Genomic DNA, 16,911 nt, shown 5'->3' with positions numbered 1-16,911 from the left:
GGTGCCGTCCTCGGTGTCGACCCACGGCGCTCTCCTCCCGGGCGTAGTCACGTGCGACAGGGTGGTGCACACAGCAGAGTGTTGCTGGTCAGCAGCGGTCGCGGAAGGTCGCGGGGTATGGGCCACCGGATCGTGACGACGACGCGGGCATTCACCGGCCGCACTCGCACGGTGCGTTCGCGACGGACCCCACGGGCGATGTCGGAACCGGCCCGGACGGGCAGTGTGACCACGCTGAGTGATTATCGGCGTCGCTGGGCCGCCCGGGTGGCGGGCAGGCGACACGCCGCCGTCGTCTACGGAATTCCGAAGATCGGCGGATACCGTCGTCGCATGGATCCGGTGCGCAACCCGTTCGCCCCCGGCGCGGGTCAGCGCCCGCCCGAGCTGGCCGGTCGGGACCGCGAGGTGGACGCCTTCGAGATCGTCCTGGAACGGGTCGCCCGCGGTCGCCCGGAGCGGAGCCTGGTGCTCACCGGGCTGCGCGGCGTCGGCAAGACGGTCCTGCTCGGCGAGCTGCGCTCGATGGCGATGCACGCCGGCTGGGGCGCCGGGAAGATCGAGGCCCGGCCGGACGCCGACCTGCGACGTCCGCTGTCCGCGGCGCTGCACCGCGCGATCCGCGACCTCGCCGTCCGGCACCGTGCCCCCGAGCGCATCGACGAGGTGCTGGGGGTGCTCAAGGCGTTCGCGCTCCGGTCGTCGCCGGAGGGGACGAAGCTGCGGGAGCGCTGGCAGCCCGGCATCGACGTGCCGGTGAAGAACGGGCGCGCGGACTCGGGCGACATCGAGATCGACCTGGTCGAGCTGTTCACCGAGGTCGCCGAGCTCGCCCAGGACGTCGGATCCGGCATCGCCCTGCTGATCGACGAGATGCAGGACCTGCGGCCCGAGGACGTCTCGGCGCTCTGCGCCGCCTGCCACGAGCTGTCCCAGGCCCGGGTGCCCCTCGTCGTCGTCGGGGCGGGGCTGCCGCACCTGCCCGCGGTGCTGTCGGCGTCGAAGTCCTACTCGGAACGGCTGTTCAAGTACTCGCGGATCGACCGGCTGGACCGTAAGGACGCCGACTTCGCGCTGATCGCCCCCGCCGAGCGGGAGGACGCGACCTTCGACCAGGAGGCCCTCGACGACCTCTACGTCCGCTCGGGCGGCTACCCGTACTTCGTGCAGGCCTACGGCAAGGCCGCCTGGGACGCCGCGCCGACCAGCCCGATCGGTGCGAAGGACGTCGAGATGGCCGCCCCCGAGGCCGATGCCGAGCTCGCGGTCGGCTTCTTCGGCTCCCGCTTCGAGCGGGCGACGCCCGCCGAGCGGGAGTACCTGCGGGCGATGGCCGAGCTGACCGACGGGGAGGACCACCCCGTCGAGACGTCGCTGGTCGCCAAGCACCTGGACCGGCGGGCGTCGTCGCTGTCCCCCGCGCGCGACAGCCTGCTCAAGAAGGGCCTGGTGTTCTCGGCCCAGCGCGGGCAGATCGCCTTCACCGTGCCGCACTTCGGGCGGTACCTGCTCGCCAACACCTGAGCCCCGCTGCTCCGGACGAGTGAAAACTGTTTGCGGTGTAACGGGTCGTCGTGGCAGTGCGAAACCCCTGCTGAGCCCCGCGGCGCCACCCGACCCCCGACTCGGTAGCGCCGCGGGGCGTTCCACGTTCGGGGCAGGCTGTCGCCCGCCCCGGGCGCTGCCGGGGGCGTCAGGGGCCACCCGTAGCATCGGCCCGGTGGCCGAGCCCAAACTCGAGATCCAGATGCTCCATGACCGAGTCATGATCAAGAGGGTCGAGGGTCCCGGCGAGCGACGGAGCTCGGCCGGAATCGTGATCCCGGCAACCGCACAGGTCGCCAAGCGTCTGGTCTGGGGAGAGGTGGTAGGGGTGGGACAGCACGTGCGCACGGTGAAGGCCGGCGACCGCGTCCTGCTCGCCCCGGAGGACCAGTACGAGGTCGAGATCGCCGGCGTCGGGCACCTGGTCATGCGCGAGCGGGATCTGCACGCGGTGGCCTCCGAGGCCACCCAGCACGGGACCGGTCTCTACCTCTGATCCCCCCGGGTCGCGCCGGTCCGCACGGACCCGCGGCCCACCCGGTTCGACGGCGGTGTCGACGCAGGCGGCGACGTCGGCCTCGATGACAGAGTCGATGGCAGTGCGGAAAGGAAGTCCCACGTCATGCCCGAGCGCCCTCCCTCGTCCGACGACGCGGACGAGCAGCCGGTGACGGCCGCGCCGGAGCCGGGAGACCAGCCGAACGGCGACGCCGCCGGTGCCGGTCGCCCCGTGATGCCCGCCCGCCGTCCCTCGCCCGGTCCCGCGGCAGCCGCTCCCGCCACAGCCGCCCCCGCCACAGCCGCCTCCGCCGCCGCGCAGGGGACCAACGCGCCGCAGGGCGCCGCCGAGGCCCCGGCCGCCGAGACCCGGGCCGCTGAGACCCGGAGCGCCGAGACTCCGGCTGCCGACGCGTCCGGGCCCGCCGATCCGGCCGAGGCCGCCGAGCAGGCGCCGCCGGAGTCCCCCGCGGCCCGCACCGTCGTCGGGCAGGCCACCACCGCCGAGGACCCGGCCGCGCCGTCGCCCGCCGGGCACCAGCCGTCCCCGCAGCGCCCGGGCACCGGTGCCCCGCAGCCCGGCCCGGCGCCGCGGCAGGATCCCGGTACGACCGCACCGCAGGCCGGTGGTGCCCCGGCGCCCGCCGCGTCGGAGCCCGGCCCCCGGACCTCCGGTGGACAGGACCCGACCCGCCCGGTCCCCGCCGCCCCCGATGGCCGGGATCAGGACACCGTCCGCGTCCCCCCGCTCAGCGAGCAGCGCACCCAGGTCCTGCCCCGGGTCACCCCCGCCGCGTCCGCGGCGGCGCCCGCGGGCGGCGCTGGCGAGCAGACCGCCCGCATCCACACCGGCGGCCCTGGCGCGGGCACCGCGGTCCTCGGCGCCGGCGCGTTCGGTGCCGCGGGCCCCGCGGCCGCGACCGGTCCGGGTGGGCCGGGCGGCCCCGGTGGTCCCGGCGGCGGCGACGAGGGTGGTGACGGCGAGAGCGGTGACGGCCCGCAGCGCAAGCGCCCGGTCGGCCTGATCGTCGCGGCCGCAGCGCTCGGTGTGCTCGCCCTCGGTTACGTCGGCGACCTCGTGCTCAGCTCCGGCAGCGTGCCGCGCGGCGTCGTCGTCGCCGGTCAGCAGATCGGGGGCATGTCGCGGGCCCAGGCCACCGAGACGCTGCAGGCGGCGATCGAGCCGCGTGCCGGCGCGCCGGTGCCGGTCCAGGCCGGTGAGGTCCGCTCGGAGATCGATCCGAAGGCCGCGGGCCTGCAGGTCGACTACGCGCGCACCCTCGACGAGGCGGGCGAGCAGCCGCTGAACCCGATCACCCGGATCTCCTCGTTCTTCACCACCCGCGAGGTCGGGGTGGTCAACTCCGCCGACGACCGCGCCGTGCGCACCGCGCTCGAACAGATGGCCCCGCTGGTCATGAAGGAGCCCAAGGAGGGCTCGGTCCAGTGGCAGGGCGTCACCCCGATGCCGGTCGCGCCGGAGCCGGGCCAGCAGCTCGACGTCGACGCGGCCGTCGGCGTCGTCGAGGAGCAGTGGGCCTCCGGCGAGCCGGTGCAGCTGCCGCTGATCGTCGAGCAGGCGATCACCACCCCGGCCGACGTGCAGAAGGCCATCGACGAGGTCGCCAAGCCCGCCGTCGCCGGTCCGCTGACGATCACCGGTGAGGGCGCGAACGCGACCATCACCCCCGAGGACATCACCACCGCGCTCAGCTTCACCGCGGACCCGCAGGGCCCGGTGAAGCTGAAGCCGGTGATCGCGAACAAGACCCTCGAGGACATCGCGGCGCCGCAGCTGGCGAGCACCGAGAAGCCCGGCGTCGACGCCCAGCTCGACTTCGCCGCGACCCCGCCGCGGGTCGTCCCGTCGCAGGACGGGCGCGGCATCGACTACGACGCGACCTTCGCGAACGTGCTGCCGATCCTCACCGGCCAGGGCGAGCGCACCGTCGCCGCGGTCTACGCGAACAAGCCGGCCGAGATCACCACCGCCGACCTGCAGTCGCTGGGCAACGCGACCGAGATCTCGACGTTCACCACCGGCGGGTTCGCCGCCGACTCGGGGCAGAACATCAAGCGTGCCGCCGAGGCCATCAACGGCCAGATCGTGCAGCCCGGCGAGACGTTCAGCCTCAACGCCGTCAGCAACCCCCGCAACGCCGCCAACGGCTACGTCGAGGCCGGCATCATCGAGGACGGCCACCCGGCGCGCGGCGTCGGCGGCGGTGTCTCCCAGCTCGCGACGACGCTGTACAACGCGTCGTACTTCGCCGGCATGACCGACATCGAGCACAAGGAACACAGCTACTACATCAGCCGCTACCCGGTGGCCCGTGAGGCGACGGTCTTCGACGACCTCATCGACGTCAAGTTCCGCAACGACGGCCCCACTCCGGTGCTGATCCGCACGGCGTGGACGCCCAGCAACGTCACCGTCTCGTTCGTCGGCCAGAAGATGTACGACGTCACCTCGACGACCGGGCCGCGGACCAACCCGACCCAGCCGCAGGTCGTCAACATCCCGGCCGGTCAGCCGTGCAGCCCCAGCAAGGGCTCGCCCGGCTTCACCGCGACCGACACCCGGACCATGCGCAACGTCCAGACCGGGGAGACGACGAGCAAGACCCGCACGGTCAAGTACAACCCGCAGCCGATCGTGCAGTGCGGCGGCTGATCCGGTGATGGTCCAGTCCGGGGGATGACGTAACCCACGTCACATTCGTACCCTGATCCCTCCAGCCGTCGGACAGCGAGGGATCGGGGTACCCCCAATGCGCATCGCGGACGTTCTGAGGAGCAAGGGCAGCGCGGTGAGCACCGTGGCACCGGACGCCCCGGTGGTCGAGGTGCTCCGGGCGATCGCCGAGCGGAACCTCGGCGCACTGCCGGTCGTCGACGGCGACCGGCTGGTCGGCATCGTCTCGGAGCGGGACGTGGTGCGCCGGTTGCACAGCCACGGCGCCGCGCTGCTCGACGCGCGGGTGGCCGAGGTGATGACCACCGAGGTGGTCACCTGCTCGCCCGGCGACGGCGTCGGTGACCTCGCCCGGGTCATGACCGACCGCCGGGTGCGGCACCTGCCGGTCGTCGTCGACGGGGCGCTGGCCGGGATCGTGTCCATCGGCGACCTGGTCAAGGCCCGGATGGACATGCTCGAGCAGGAGCGCGAGCAGCTGGAGAGCTACATCGCGCAGTAGCGGCGCGACGAGGAAGGGCCCCGGGCGGGGAGTCCGCACCCGGGGCCCTTCGTCATGGGAACCAGATCAGAACGAGGCCTCGTCGAGCTCCATGAGCGCGTTGTCGGCGTTCGCGATGATCGCCTTCTCCGAGGTCAGACGGGGCAGCACGGACTTCGCGAAGAACGTCGCGACGCCGACCTTGCCCTCGTAGAAGGCCCGGTCCTTCGCCGGGACGCCGTCGGTGCCCAGTGCGGCGAGCGCGACGGTCGCCTGACGCAGCAGCAGCCAGCCGACGAGCAGGTCGCCGACCGCCATGAGCAGCCGCACGGTGTGCTGGCCGACCTTGTACAGCTCGGTGGCGTCCTTGGTGGAGGCGTAGAGGTAGCCGGTCAGCGTGCCGAGCATCCCCTGCACGTCGGTGAGCGCGGTGCGCAGGAGCTCGCGCTCCTCCTTGAGCCGGCCGTTGCCCGCCTCGGAGTCGATGAACGCCTGGATCTCGCCCGCGACGTGCGCGAGCGCCTGGCCGTTGTCCCGGACGATCTTGCGGAACAGGAAGTCCTGGGACTGGATCGCGGTGGTGCCCTCGTAGAGGGAGTCGATCTTGGCGTCCCGGATGTACTGCTCGATCGGGTAGTCCTGGAGGAAGCCGGACCCGCCGAGGGTCTGCAGCGACTGCACGAGCTGCTCGGTGGCGCGCTCGGAGCCGACACCCTTGACGATCGGCAGCAGCAGGTCGTTGACCTTCTCCGCCAGCTCGGTGCTGATCCCGCTGCCCTCGTCGCCGAGGCGCACCCTGTCCTGGAAGGTCGAGGTGTAGATGTAGACCGAGCGCAGGCCCTCGGCGTACGCCTTCTGCAGCATCAGGCTGCGGCGGACGTCCGGGTGGTGGGTGATCGTGACGCGCGGCGCGGTCTTGTCCGTCATCTTCGTCAGGTCGGCGCCCTGCACGCGCTCCTTGGCGAACTCGAGCGCGTTGAGGTAACCCGTCGACAGGGTGCCGATGGCCTTGGTGCCGACCATCATCCGGGCGTACTCGATGACCTGGAACATCTGGGCGATGCCGTCGTGCACGTCACCGAGCAGCCAGCCGACGGCCGGGGTGCCGTGCGCCCCGAAGGTCAGCTCGCAGGTCGTGGAGGCCTTGAGGCCCATCTTGTGCTCGACGTTGGTCACGAAGGCACCGTTGCGCTCGCCCGGCTCACCGGTCTCGGTGTCGAAGTGGAACTTCGGAACGAGGAACAGCGACAGGCCCTTGGTGCCCGGCTTCGCGCCCTCGGGGCGAGCCAGCACCAGGTGCATGATGTTCTCGGTGAAGTCCTGCTCGGCCGAGGTGATGAAGCGCTTCACACCCTCGATGTGCCAGGTGCCGTCGTCCTGCTGGATCGCCTTGGTCCGGCCGGCTCCGACGTCCGAGCCCGCGTCCGGCTCGGTCAGCACCATCGTGGCGCCCCAGCCCCGGTCGATCATCAGCTGGGCCCAGCGCTTCTGCTCCTCGTTCCCGTTCTTGTGGAGGATCGAGGCGAAGTTCGGGCCGGCCATGTACATGAAGATGGCCGGGTTGGAGCCGCACATCAGCTCGGCGGCGGCCCACTGCACCGACGGCGGGATGCCCATGCCGCCCAGCTCGTTCGGCAGGCCGAGGCGCCACCACTCGCCGTCCCAGAGGACCTTGTAGGCGTCCTTGAGCTCCTGCGGGGTGGTGACCGTGTGGTCCTCGGGGTGGAAGACCGGCGGGTTGCGGTCGATCGTGGCGTAGTGCTCCGCGAGCGGTCCGGTGCAGACGGTCGACAGCTCCGACAGCACGCCCTTGGCGGTGTCGACGTCGACGTCGGTGAACGGCCCCGTCCCGAGGTGGTTCTGTACCTCGAACACCTCGAAGAGGTTGAACTCGAGGTCGCGCACGTTGCTCTTGTAGTGGCCCATCCGTCCTTCACCGCCGTTCGTGCCAGGGCCGATCGACTTACCGGCCGGTAACTGACTCCAGAGTATTACCGACGGGTAACCCAGGCAAGGGCGCAGGTGCGGGTCGGGACCGCTCACCCGTGTGACGCGCTCGACCGGCGCGCCCGCGCCGTACTTCTCCCGTGAACCGAGAGAATGCGGAGTCGCACGGGACGGATGTGGCGTGTGTGACGAAGGCGGTACCGGCTCGGTGCGGCCGATGGGGGGCAGCAGCGATGGGCGAGCCGGGGCAGAGCTGGAGTCGCCGCGGGCTGCTGGTCGGTGGCGCGGTCGTCGGCGCGGGCCTGGTCCTGCCCGGCCGGGCGTTCGCCGGGCCGCCGCCGGCCACCGACCCCGCCCCGCCCGCCACCGACCCGGTGCCCGGTCCGTCGGCGGTCCCGGGGCCGGACGGCATGCCCGGACCGGCCGGTGCCGGCCCCCTCGTGGAGGGCGTGCCGATCCCGTTCATCGCGCGCTGCTTCGAGTGGGGTGCGCGCAAGCCCAAGTCCGCGCCGAAGATCTGGGACCGGCGTCCGATCCGGATCCTGGTCCACCACACGGCCGGGGCGAACACGACCGACTACAGCGTCGGCGCCGCGCACCGGATGGCGAGGGCGATCCAGAACTACCACATGGACCGGAACGGCTGGCTCGACTCCGGGCAGCACTTCACCATCTCGCGCGGCGGGCACGTGCTGGAGGGCAGGCTCTGGAGCCTCGGTGAGCTCAACGGGGGCCGCCGCGTCGTCGAGGGGGCGCACTCGCCGGGCCAGAACGTCATCGCGATCGGCATCGAGAACGAGGGCACCTACATGGGCGTCGACCCGACGCCGGCACTGTGGAACTTGCTGCGCATCACCTGCGCCTACATCTGCCTGCGCTACGGCATCGCCCCGACCGAGCTCTACGGCCACCGCGACTACCGCAACACCCTCTGCCCCGGCGACCGTCTCTACGCCGCGCTGCCCCGGCTGCGTCGTGAGGTGGCGGGGCTGCTGGGCAGGCGGCTCTCCCGCACCGAGGCGACCAAGGCGAGCTGGCCGCTGCTGCGCACCGGCGACCGCGGACCGATCGTCGAGGCGGCCCAGTACCTGCTGCGCGACGCCGGGTCGCTGACCGGGAAGCCCGACGGACGGTTCGACGACCGCACCGCGGCCGCGGTGAGCGAGTTCCAGCGCGCGCACCGCGCCGACGACGTCAACGGCCTGCTCGGCGGGGAGACCTGGCCGGAGCTGGCCCGCACGGTGCGCGCGGGCGCCGAGGGCGACGCCGCCCGTGCGGTCGAGGTGCTCGCGGCGGCGCGACGGGTGGAGAGCGTGCCCGACGTCGTCGACCACCCGCAGTGGCAGAAGCTGCTCGGGACCTCCGGCAGTCCCGTCCCGGACGCGCACGACCCGCAGGGCGTGCTGAACCGCTGAGGGCCACGCGCGGGCCCCGTGCGGGCGGAGAGCACCCGCACGGACGGGTGACGGACTGCCGCTAGTCTCGCCCGGTGCTGAACCGCTGCCCCGCGTGCGACGCGCCCGCGAGCGATCCGTTCTTCTCGGTGACCGGGCTGCCGGTGCACGGCACCGCGGTGCTCCCCGACCCGGTCTCGGCGCGGTCGGTGGCCACCGGTGACCAGGTGCTCGTGCTCTGCGAGTGCTGCGGGCTGGTGTTCAACCGCGACTTCGACCCGGGGCTGCTCGACTACACCGGCGACCACGAGGAGTCCCAGCACCACTCCCCCCGCTTCGCCGCCTACGCCGCGGAGATCACCGCGGACTGGGTGGCGCGGTTCGGCCTGGCCGGACGGCACGTCGTCGAGGTGGGCTGCGGGTCGGGTGACTTCGCCGCCGAGCTGCTCGGCGCCGGCGTCGGCCGGGTCACCGGGATCGACCCGCACTTCGTGCCGCAGCGGGTCCGGCCCGAGCTCGCGGACCGGCTCACCGCCGTCCCCGCGGAGTTCGCCCGTGACCAGGTCGAGCCGGACACCGCGGCCCTGGTCTGCCGGCACACCCTGGAGCACATCCCCGACCTCGCCGTCTTCGGCGCGGAGCTGTACGCCGGGCTGCGTCGCGGCGGTGGTCGGGCGCTGCTCGCCGAGGTGCCCGACCTGGGCCGGATCCTCGACGAGGGCGCCTTCTGGGACCTGCAGTACGAGCACTGCTCCTACTTCACGCCGGCGACCATGCGGACGTTCCTGGCCGGGGTCGGCTTCTCCGACCCGCAGGTGCGGCTGACCTATGCCGACCAGTACGTCGTCGCCGAGGCGGGGCCGGACGGGACCCCGGGCGCGCCCGCGCTGGAGCCGCACCTGCGCGACGCGCTGCGCGGCGCCTGCCTGGACTTCGCGACCCGGGTGTCGGACCAGGTCGGACGCTGGCGGGAGTGGCTGGGCGGCCGGGCCGCGACCGGCGACGAGGTGGTCGTCTGGGGCGGCGGGGCGAAGGGGCTGACCTTCCTCAACGTCGTCGAGGGCAGGGCGGAGGGGACCGGCGCGGTCGGCGCGGTCGTCGACATCAACCCCGGCCTGCAGGGCCGCTTCATGGGCGGGCTCGGGCTGCCGATCCGCGCGCCGAAGGACCTGCTGGACTCCCCGCCGCGGTCGGTGCTGCTGATGAACCCGGTCTACACCGGCGAGGTGCGGGCCACGCTCGACGAGCTGGGGCTCGGGTCGACGGAGCTGCTCGCGGTCTGAGCCCCGCTCACCGGTCCGCGTCGCGCAGCTCGCGCACCGCGCGGGCGAGCTCGGCGCGGGCGTCGGCGGGGTCGTCGAGGCCGATCCCGGTGAGCACCAACGCCCCGGCGAGCAGCAGCCGCGCGGTGCGCCGGGCCGGGCCGGACAGGTCGTCACCGCAGACGCGGTCGAACCGGTCCTGGAAGTCGTCGATCACCGAGTCCCGGATCCGGCGGGCTGCCGGGTCGTGCCCGAAGAACACCACGCGCAGTGCGCTGTCCAGTGCGCTGTTCCCGGCCAGGGCGGCGACCAGACCGTCGACGTAGCCGGCGACACGCTCCTCCACCGGCAGCCGGTCGTCCGGCTCCTCACCGGGCGCGGCGCGCAGGTGGGTCACGAACACCGCGGCGAGCAGGTGCTCCTTCGAACCGAACACCTTGTACGCGGTCGCCGGGGAGACCCCGGCCCGGCGGGCCACCCGGCGCACGGTGAGCACGTCGGCACCGTGCTCGGCGAGCTCCGCGCCACCCGCGTCGAGCAGCCGGGCACGCGTCGCCGGTGCGACCTCGCTGGGCCGGAGGATCGCCTCGTCCACCGGCTCCAGGGTAGTGCGCGCCCCGACGTACCGAACCCGGTACCGAGGGTCGCGGGAACTGCGCTACGGTCACCGCACCCGATGGACAGGTGTCCATCCGGCCCACGGGAGGCTCACGTGCGCACGATCAGCCGCAGGACCGTCCTCGCCGGCGCGGCAGGTGCCGCAGGACTCGGGCTGCTGGGCAGCGGGGTCGCCGCCGCGGCGCCCGGCCGGATCGCGGTCACCCGCGAGGAGCACCGGGTGGTCGTCGTCGGGTCCGGCTTCGGCGGCGGGGTCACCGCGCTGCGCCTGGCGCAGGCCGGGGTGCCGGTGCTCGTGCTGGAGCGCGGTCGGCGCTGGGTCACCGGCCCGAACGCGGAGACCTTCCCGCGGGTCCTGACCAATCCCGACCGCAGGCTGTTCTGGCTCGACACCGTCGTCGACCCGCTGGACGGGCCGCCGAACCCGCTGTCGGTGCTGCTCGGGCGGCCGACCCGGAGCACCCCGGGCGCGGTCCCGCTGTCCCCCGGCCGCTACACCGGTCTGCTGGAGCGGGTCGGCGGCAACGGCATGGACGTGTTCTGCGCGGCGGGCGTCGGTGGCGGGTCGTTGCTCTACCAGGGCATGACGCTGCAGCCGACCGCCGAGGTGTTCGCCGCGACCATGCCGCGTGAGCTCGACTACGACGTGCTCGCCCGCGAGCACTACCCGCGGGTCGCCCGGATGCTGCGCCTGGAAACCGCACCCGATGAGCTGATCAACTCCCCCACCTACCGCTCGTCGCGGGTGTTCCGGGACCGCGCCGAGGCCGCCGGCTACGAGGTCGAGAAGATCCCGATGCCGATCGACTGGGACTACGCGCTTGCCGAGCTGCGCGGGGAGATGAAGCCCGCCTACACCAACGGCGACGCGTCGTTCGGCGTCAACAACGGCGGCAAGCACACCGTCGACGTCACCTACCTCGCCGAGGCCGAGGCGACCGGCCGGGTCACCGTCGCGACGCTGCACCAGGTCACCGACGTCATCCGGGCGGCCGACGGGCGCTGGGAGGTGCACGTCGACCGGATCGACGAGACCGGCACCATCCAGGAGAAGAAGATCATCACGACTCCGGCGCTGGTGCTCGCCGCGGGGACGCAGAACACCAACCGGCTGCTGCTGCGCGCCCGCGCGCACGACACGATCCCGGACCTGCCCGACGCCCTCGGCGAGAACTGGGGCACCAACGGCGACCGGATCTGCACCTGGGTCTCCCCCGTCGAGGACTTCGGCCCGGTGCAGGGCGGGCCGGTGGTGTTCGGGACGAAGGACTGGGCGGACCCGGCATCGGCGAACACGGTCATCCAGGCGTCGCTGCCGCCGCTGCCGCTCGGGCTCGGCCGCACCATCACGATGATCGTCGGCTACGGCGTCAGCGCCGGCCGCGGCCGCGTCACCTGGGACCCGGTGCGCCAGGAGGGCGTCGTGCAGTGGCCGCTCGACGGCGACGCGCCCCTCACCTCGCGCATCCACGAGCGGATGGCCCGCATCACCGGCGTGCGCGGCACCTTCGTCGACACCACCTACGCCGTGCCGACGACCTGGCACCCGCTCGGCGGTGCGTGCATCGGCACGGTCTGCGACGTCGCGGGCCGGGTGCAGGGCCAGCGCGGGCTCTACGTGCTCGACGGGTCGCTGATGCCGGGCACCACGGCGGCCTGCAACCCGTCGATGACGATCGCGGCCGTCGTCGAGCGCGCCACCGACGACCTGATCGCCCAGGACGTCGGCACGCTCATCTGACCAGCCGCCGGACGACGGCCAGGTCCTCCGGGCTCGCCACGTGCAGGTTCGCCGGGTCCCCCGGCACCGTCACCACGCGGTGGCCCAGCGCGGCGAGCATCCCGGAGTTCTCCACCGGCCGGGGCGCGTCGGCGTGCGCGGCCCGCAGCACGTCCGCCCGGAACGCCTGCGGTGACTGGGTGATCACCGCGTCCTGCTTCGGGAGGGTCTCGACGACGACGCCGTCGACCACCCGCTGCACCACCTCCAGCAGCGGGACGACCGGCACCGCCCCGTCCGCTCCGGCACGCACGGCGTCGACGACGTCGGTGAAGATCCGGTCCGCGGCGAGCGGGTGTGCCGGGTCGGCGAGCACCAGGATCCCGGCGTCGCCGGGCACGACCGCGAGCCCGGCACGCAGTGACTCGGACTGGTGGTCGCCGCCGACGGCGAGCGCGTCGACCGGCTCGCCGTCCCAGTCCACACCGGACGGCAGCACCAGCGCGACCCGGTCGCAGGTGCGCCGGGCGGCGGCGACGGTGTGGTCGACCAGCCGGTGCCCTGCCAGCTCGTCGAGCTGTTTCAACCGGCCGTAGCGCAGCCCCCGGCCGCCCGCCAGCACGATCGCCCACACGTGGTCCCGCACTCCGGTGATCCTGCCGGGACCGCCGGGGGAACCGGACACCGCACCCGATAGCCTCGGTCGTCCCCGATCGGGCGACCCGATCGGGTGACCCGGAGGGCGGACGAGGATGGCGGCACCGACGACGTCTCCCACCCCTGCCGCGCCGTCGACCGGCCCGCTCGCCGGGTCCCCCGCGTCGATCGCGCTGGTCCGGGAGGTCGCCGAGGACCCGGCCGCGCCGCGCCTGGTGGCCGTCACCGGTCCGGCCGGTGCGGGCAAGTCGACCCTGCTGCGCGAGCTCGTCCGGGTGTGGACCGAGGCCGGTGCCGAGCAGGACGTGACGGTCGTCGACGACGCCCACGAGCTCGGCGACGACGCGCTCGCCGACCTGCGCGGGTACGCGGGCCGCCCGGACGCCCGCCTGGTCGTCGCGTTCCGACCGTGGCCGCGCAGCCGTGCGCTGGCCCGGCTCGGCGCGACGCTGGCCGCCGCCGCGCCGCCGCTGGTCCTGGGCTCCCTGGACGCGGCCGGGATCGCCGCGCGGGCCGCCCGCGTCGCCGGGGTCCGGATCTCCGACGAGGCCGTCCGGGTCGTCGCCGAGCGCACCGCCGGGGCCCCGATGCTGGTCGACCGGCTGCTCGCCCACGGGCGGGTCGGCGGGCCGGTGCCGCCGCAGCTCGCCGAGCAGATCGGCTACGCCGTCGACGCCGAGGACCCACGGGTGGTCGAGCTGGTCACCGCGCTCGCGCTCGGTGCCCCCGTCGACGGCGAGGTGCTCGTCCCGCTGCTCGGGATCTCCGACGCGGCCGGCATCGGCGTCGGCGCCGAGATCGCCGAGCTCGACGAGCTGTCCGGACGGGCCGTCGCCGCGGGGCTCTGCACCCCCGACGGGCGGGTCGTCCCGCTGGTCGCCGAGTCGATCCGAGCCAGGGTCGCGCCCGCCCGGCGGGCCGAGCTGCGCCGCCACCTCGCCGAGATCGAGCTCGACCGCGGCGGGAGCGTGCTCGCCGTCGCCCGCACCCTGCGCGGGTCCGGGGCCTCCGGGGAGCGTGCCGCCACGGTGTTCCGGGCCGCCGCGGCCGAGGCGGCCCGCGCGGAGAGCCCGGACGCGGTCCGGTTCTACGCCGAGGCCGTCGCCGCGGGGACACCCCCGCTGACCGTCGCCGCGCACCGCGCGCAGGCCCACCTCGTAGCGGGGGACCTCGACGGTGCGCTCGGGCACGCCGACTCGGTGCTGTCGGCGACCGACGCCGTCGAGGCCACCGACGCCGTCCGGGCCGGGTCGGTCGCGGCCGCCGTCCTCGCCCGGCGGGGTCTGCTGGCGCGCAGTGCCGAGCTGTACCGGTGGACCGCCGCGGTGTCCGGGGAGCACCTGCCCGCTGCGGCCGTGCCCGTCCTGATCGGGACCGGGGCACTGGAGGAGGCCCGCGCCGTCGTCGGGGGCGACGGCGGCGGTTCCGGGTTCGTCGCCGGCCGTGCGCCCACCCTGGTCGACGGCGCCGACGATCTGACCGCCCGCGGCATGCTCGACTCGGTCGAGGGCTCCCCGACGGCAGCACTGTCCGGCCTGGCCCGCGCCGCCGGGCTCCTGGAGGCCGCGCACGGCGCCGCGCTGCTGCCCGACACCCCGGCCGCGCTGGCCGCGCTGGTGGCCGTGCACACCGGGGAGTTCGACGTCGCCGCGTCCGTACTGGACCGTGCCCTGCGGACCGGGCTCGGCGGGGCACCCGCCCGGGCCCGGCACCGGCTGCTGCTCGGCTGGATCGCGCTGCTGCGCGGCGCGACCGGCCCGGCGTCGGAGCGGCTCGCCGCCGTCGACGAGGGCGACGACCCCCTCGAACCGCGCGACGAGTTCCTCGCCGCGGCACTACAGGTGGCGATCGCCCGCCGCCAGTCCGACCTCGGCGCCCTGATGCGGTCCTGGACGCGGGCCCGGCAGGCGATCGTCCGCCACCCGGTCGACCTCTACGTGCTGCAGCCGCTCGGGGAGCTGGTGACCGCGGCGTCGCGGCTGCGGGAGGAGAGCTGGGTGGCCCCGCACCTCGCCGAGGCCGACGCGCTGCTCGACCGGCTCGGCCGGCCCGCGCTGTGGGCCGCCCCGCTGCACTGGGCACGGCTGCAGGCCGCGGTCCTCACCGACGACGTCGAGGCCGCCCGCGCCCGCTCCGACGAGCTCCAGCGCGCGGCCTGCGGCAGCCGCTTCGCCCACGCCATGGCGACGGCGGCCCCGCACTGGGTGGGGGTGCTGGAGGACCGGGTCGACGCGGCCGAGGTCGAGGCCGCCGCCCGCGGGCTGCACGCCGTCGGCCTGTCCTTCGACGGCGGCCGCCTCGCCGGGCAGGCGGCGTTGCGGACCGGGGACCGGCGCGCGGTGTCGGCGTTGCTGGCCTGCGCGCGGGCCCTGCAGGCCGCGGGCACGGACCTGCGTCAGGGGACCGTCCCACCGCCGGCGGAGGAGCCCCGCCCGGTGGCCGAGGAGCCCACCGTCGCGGCTCCGGAGCCCGTCGAGGCCGCCCCGGAGCCGGCCGCGTCGGGACTGCTGTCCGAGCGTGAGCTGGAGGTCGCCGAGCTCGTCGTGCAAGGGCGCACCCAGCGTGAGATCGGTGAGGCGCTGTTCATCTCGGCGAAGACCGTCGAACACCACGTGGCCCGGATGCGCCAGCGCCTCGGGGTGGGCAGCCGCAGCGAGCTGCTCGACGAGCTCCGCCGGATCCTGGGCGACCGCGGCTGACCCCGCCCGGTCAGGGCAGGATCGAGTCGACGTAACCGCCGTCCACCCGGACCGCGGCCCCGGTCGTGGCCGAGGCCTGCGGGGAGGCCAGGTAGGTCACCATGTGGGCGATCTCCTCGGGCTCGATCAGCCGCTGGATCAGCGACTGCGGCCGGTGGGTGCGCATGAACTCGCGCTGGGCCTCGTCCCAGGGCAGGGCCGGATCGACCAGCTGGTACACGAAGTCCTCGACGCCCGCGGTGTGCGTCGGCCCGGCGATCACCGAGTTGACGGTGACCCCACTGCCGGCCGCCTCCTTGGCGAACCCCCGGGACAGCGCCAGCAGCGCCGTCTTGGACACGCCGTAGTGGATCATCTCGGCCGGGATGACGATCGCGGAGTCGCTGGCGATGTTCTGGACGCGGCCCCAGCCGCGATCCCGCATGCCGGGCAGGTAGGTCCGGATCAGCCGGGCGGCGGTCAGGACGTTGACCTCGAAGTAGCGACGCCAGTCGTCGTCGGTGATGGTGAGGGCCTCCTGGGCGCCGAAGACGCCCAGGTTGTTGACCAGGACGTCGACGTCGGGCAGCGCCGCCACCAGGGTCGCGGTGCCGTCGTCGGTGGTGACGTCGGCCGCCACACCGACGACCTCTCCGTCGGACTCGTCCCGGACCCGGGCGACGGCCGCGTCGACCCGGTCCGCGGTACGGCCGTTGACCGCGACCCGGGCGCCCGCGCGGGCCAGGCCGACGGCGATGGCGAGTCCGATGCCCTGGGTGGAGCCCGTCACGAGGGCGGTCCGGCCGGTCAGGTCGAGGTGCATGGCTGTCTCTCCAGGAGTCGGGGCGGCCGTCTCGTATCGTGGGGACGGCACGTGCAACAGTCGGCGTACGCCGGTAGTTGCACACGCTGGTTATTGCTGACGCCGCCAAGGTAGCACCGACACCCGAAGGGGAGGCACGCCATGTCGCTCGACGACGACGCGGTCGAGACGCGGGCGCGGGGGTGGCGCACCCTGGCCGCCCTGCACGCCCGGCTGGAGGACGACCTGGAGCGGGCGCTGCAGCGCTCGTACGGGCTGTCGGTGGTGGAGTACACCGTGCTCGACGCGCTGGCCCGCCAGGACGGGTACCACCTGCGGATGGCCCAGCTGTCGTCGGTGGTGGCGCTGAGCCAGTCGGCGACGACCCGGCTGGTCGGCAGGCTGGAGGACCGGGGGCTGCTGCAGCGGTACCTGTGCCCCACCGACCGGCGCGGCATCTACACCGAGCTCACCGAACAGGGGCGTCTGCTCCTGGAGAGCGCCCGCCCGGGCCACGACCGGGCGCTGGAACGGGCACTGGCCGACGCGGCGACGCGACCCGAGCTGGCGCCGCTGGTCGCGGCGTTGCACGCCCTGGACGCGACGCCCTGACC

Annotated in this window: 13 protein-coding genes; 9 read left to right on the top strand and 4 right to left on the bottom strand. The window is 74.1% G+C overall.

The window, feature by feature from the left end; all coding sequences use genetic code 11:
* Positions 1-333: 333 nt before the first annotated feature.
* From Ae331Ps2_RS09740 to Ae331Ps2_RS09725, 4 genes are all read left to right on the top strand, one after another.
* The gene (locus Ae331Ps2_RS09740; RefSeq protein ID WP_020621976.1) at positions 334-1,524 is read left to right on the top strand and encodes an ATP-binding protein; all 1,191 of its coding nucleotides are present in this window, start codon (positions 334-336) and stop codon (positions 1,522-1,524) included.
* A gap of 196 nt (positions 1,525-1,720) precedes the next feature.
* Positions 1,721-2,041 (top strand): co-chaperone GroES, encoded by a 321-nt coding sequence (locus Ae331Ps2_RS09735; RefSeq protein ID WP_075309361.1) that lies wholly within the window; start codon positions 1,721-1,723, stop codon positions 2,039-2,041.
* Positions 2,042-2,167: 126 nt separating this feature from the next.
* Complete coding sequence (locus tag Ae331Ps2_RS32475) at positions 2,168-4,717, top strand: VanW family protein (RefSeq protein ID WP_075309363.1); 2,550 nt, start codon at positions 2,168-2,170, stop codon at positions 4,715-4,717.
* A 97-nt stretch (positions 4,718-4,814) separates the two neighbouring features.
* Positions 4,815-5,240, top strand: a complete 426-nt coding sequence (locus tag Ae331Ps2_RS09725; protein WP_075309365.1) for a CBS domain-containing protein — start codon at positions 4,815-4,817, stop codon at positions 5,238-5,240.
* A gap of 66 nt (positions 5,241-5,306) precedes the next feature.
* On the opposite strand, the gene Ae331Ps2_RS09720 is transcribed toward Ae331Ps2_RS09725, so the two are convergent.
* On the bottom strand, positions 5,307-7,145 hold the full coding sequence (locus tag Ae331Ps2_RS09720) for an acyl-CoA dehydrogenase (protein WP_075309367.1): 1,839 nt from the start codon (positions 7,143-7,145) through the stop codon (positions 5,307-5,309).
* Between the two features lie 254 nt (positions 7,146-7,399).
* Between Ae331Ps2_RS09720 and Ae331Ps2_RS09715 the strand changes: the two genes are divergently transcribed.
* Positions 7,400-8,581 (top strand): N-acetylmuramoyl-L-alanine amidase, encoded by a 1,182-nt coding sequence (locus Ae331Ps2_RS09715; RefSeq protein WP_075309369.1) that lies wholly within the window; start codon positions 7,400-7,402, stop codon positions 8,579-8,581.
* A 74-nt stretch (positions 8,582-8,655) separates the two neighbouring features.
* Positions 8,656-9,843: a class I SAM-dependent methyltransferase gene (locus Ae331Ps2_RS09710; RefSeq protein WP_075309371.1), complete on the top strand. Its 1,188-nt coding sequence runs from the start codon at positions 8,656-8,658 to the stop codon at positions 9,841-9,843.
* Positions 9,844-9,850: 7 nt separating this feature from the next.
* Here Ae331Ps2_RS09710 and Ae331Ps2_RS31885 read toward each other — a convergent pair whose 3' ends face one another.
* Positions 9,851-10,417: a TetR/AcrR family transcriptional regulator gene (locus tag Ae331Ps2_RS31885; RefSeq protein ID WP_175581819.1), complete on the bottom strand. Its 567-nt coding sequence runs from the start codon at positions 10,415-10,417 to the stop codon at positions 9,851-9,853.
* 117 nt (positions 10,418-10,534) lie between these two features.
* On the opposite strand from Ae331Ps2_RS31885, the gene Ae331Ps2_RS09700 reads away from it, so the two are divergent.
* On the top strand, positions 10,535-12,181 hold the full coding sequence (locus Ae331Ps2_RS09700; protein WP_139318884.1) for a GMC oxidoreductase: 1,647 nt from the start codon (positions 10,535-10,537) through the stop codon (positions 12,179-12,181).
* On the opposite strand, the gene Ae331Ps2_RS09695 is transcribed toward Ae331Ps2_RS09700, so the two are convergent.
* Entirely contained in the window at positions 12,174-12,806 is a 633-nt protein-coding gene (locus tag Ae331Ps2_RS09695) for a 2-C-methyl-D-erythritol 4-phosphate cytidylyltransferase (RefSeq protein ID WP_198932236.1), read from the bottom strand. The two genes, Ae331Ps2_RS09700 and Ae331Ps2_RS09695, sit on opposite strands and share 8 nt — an antisense overlap.
* Positions 12,807-12,912: 106 nt before the next feature.
* On the opposite strand from Ae331Ps2_RS09695, the gene Ae331Ps2_RS09690 reads away from it, so the two are divergent.
* Positions 12,913-15,516 (top strand): helix-turn-helix transcriptional regulator, encoded by a 2,604-nt coding sequence (locus Ae331Ps2_RS09690; RefSeq protein WP_083695404.1) that lies wholly within the window; start codon positions 12,913-12,915, stop codon positions 15,514-15,516.
* 10 nt (positions 15,517-15,526) lie between these two features.
* Here the strand turns inward: Ae331Ps2_RS09690 and Ae331Ps2_RS09685 are convergent, their stop codons facing one another.
* Positions 15,527-16,318, bottom strand: a complete 792-nt coding sequence (locus Ae331Ps2_RS09685; protein ID WP_075309377.1) for an SDR family NAD(P)-dependent oxidoreductase — start codon at positions 16,316-16,318, stop codon at positions 15,527-15,529.
* A 141-nt stretch (positions 16,319-16,459) separates the two neighbouring features.
* Between Ae331Ps2_RS09685 and Ae331Ps2_RS09680 the strand changes: the two genes are divergently transcribed.
* Positions 16,460-16,909, top strand: coding sequence for a MarR family winged helix-turn-helix transcriptional regulator (locus Ae331Ps2_RS09680; RefSeq protein WP_075309379.1), 450 nt, complete (start codon positions 16,460-16,462; stop codon positions 16,907-16,909).
* Positions 16,910-16,911: the final 2 nt, after the last annotated feature.

This window comes from Pseudonocardia sp. Ae331_Ps2, from assembly GCF_001932405.1.
In the GTDB taxonomy this organism is placed as follows: domain Bacteria; phylum Actinomycetota; class Actinomycetes; order Mycobacteriales; family Pseudonocardiaceae; genus Pseudonocardia.
This window is presented reverse-complemented; position numbering and strand designations above follow the sequence as displayed.

Bases quoted from the DNA above. Each gene is read 5' to 3' on its own strand.
- Ae331Ps2_RS09740 (WP_020621976.1), top strand. From the start codon at position 334: ATGGATCCGGTGCGCAACCCGTTCGCCCCCGGCGCGGGTCAGCGCCCG.
- Ae331Ps2_RS09720 (WP_075309367.1), bottom strand. From the start codon at position 7,145: ATGGGCCACTACAAGAGCAACGTGCGCGACCTCGAGTTCAACCTCTTC.
- Ae331Ps2_RS09680 (WP_075309379.1), top strand. From the start codon at position 16,460: ATGTCGCTCGACGACGACGCGGTCGAGACGCGGGCGCGGGGGTGGCGC.
- Ae331Ps2_RS09685 (WP_075309377.1), bottom strand. From the start codon at position 16,318: ATGCACCTCGACCTGACCGGCCGGACCGCCCTCGTGACGGGCTCCACC.
- Ae331Ps2_RS32475 (WP_075309363.1), top strand. From the start codon at position 2,168: ATGCCCGAGCGCCCTCCCTCGTCCGACGACGCGGACGAGCAGCCGGTG.
- Ae331Ps2_RS09690 (WP_083695404.1), top strand. From the start codon at position 12,913: ATGGCGGCACCGACGACGTCTCCCACCCCTGCCGCGCCGTCGACCGGC.
- Ae331Ps2_RS09715 (WP_075309369.1), top strand. From the start codon at position 7,400: ATGGGCGAGCCGGGGCAGAGCTGGAGTCGCCGCGGGCTGCTGGTCGGT.
- Ae331Ps2_RS09725 (WP_075309365.1), top strand. From the start codon at position 4,815: ATGCGCATCGCGGACGTTCTGAGGAGCAAGGGCAGCGCGGTGAGCACC.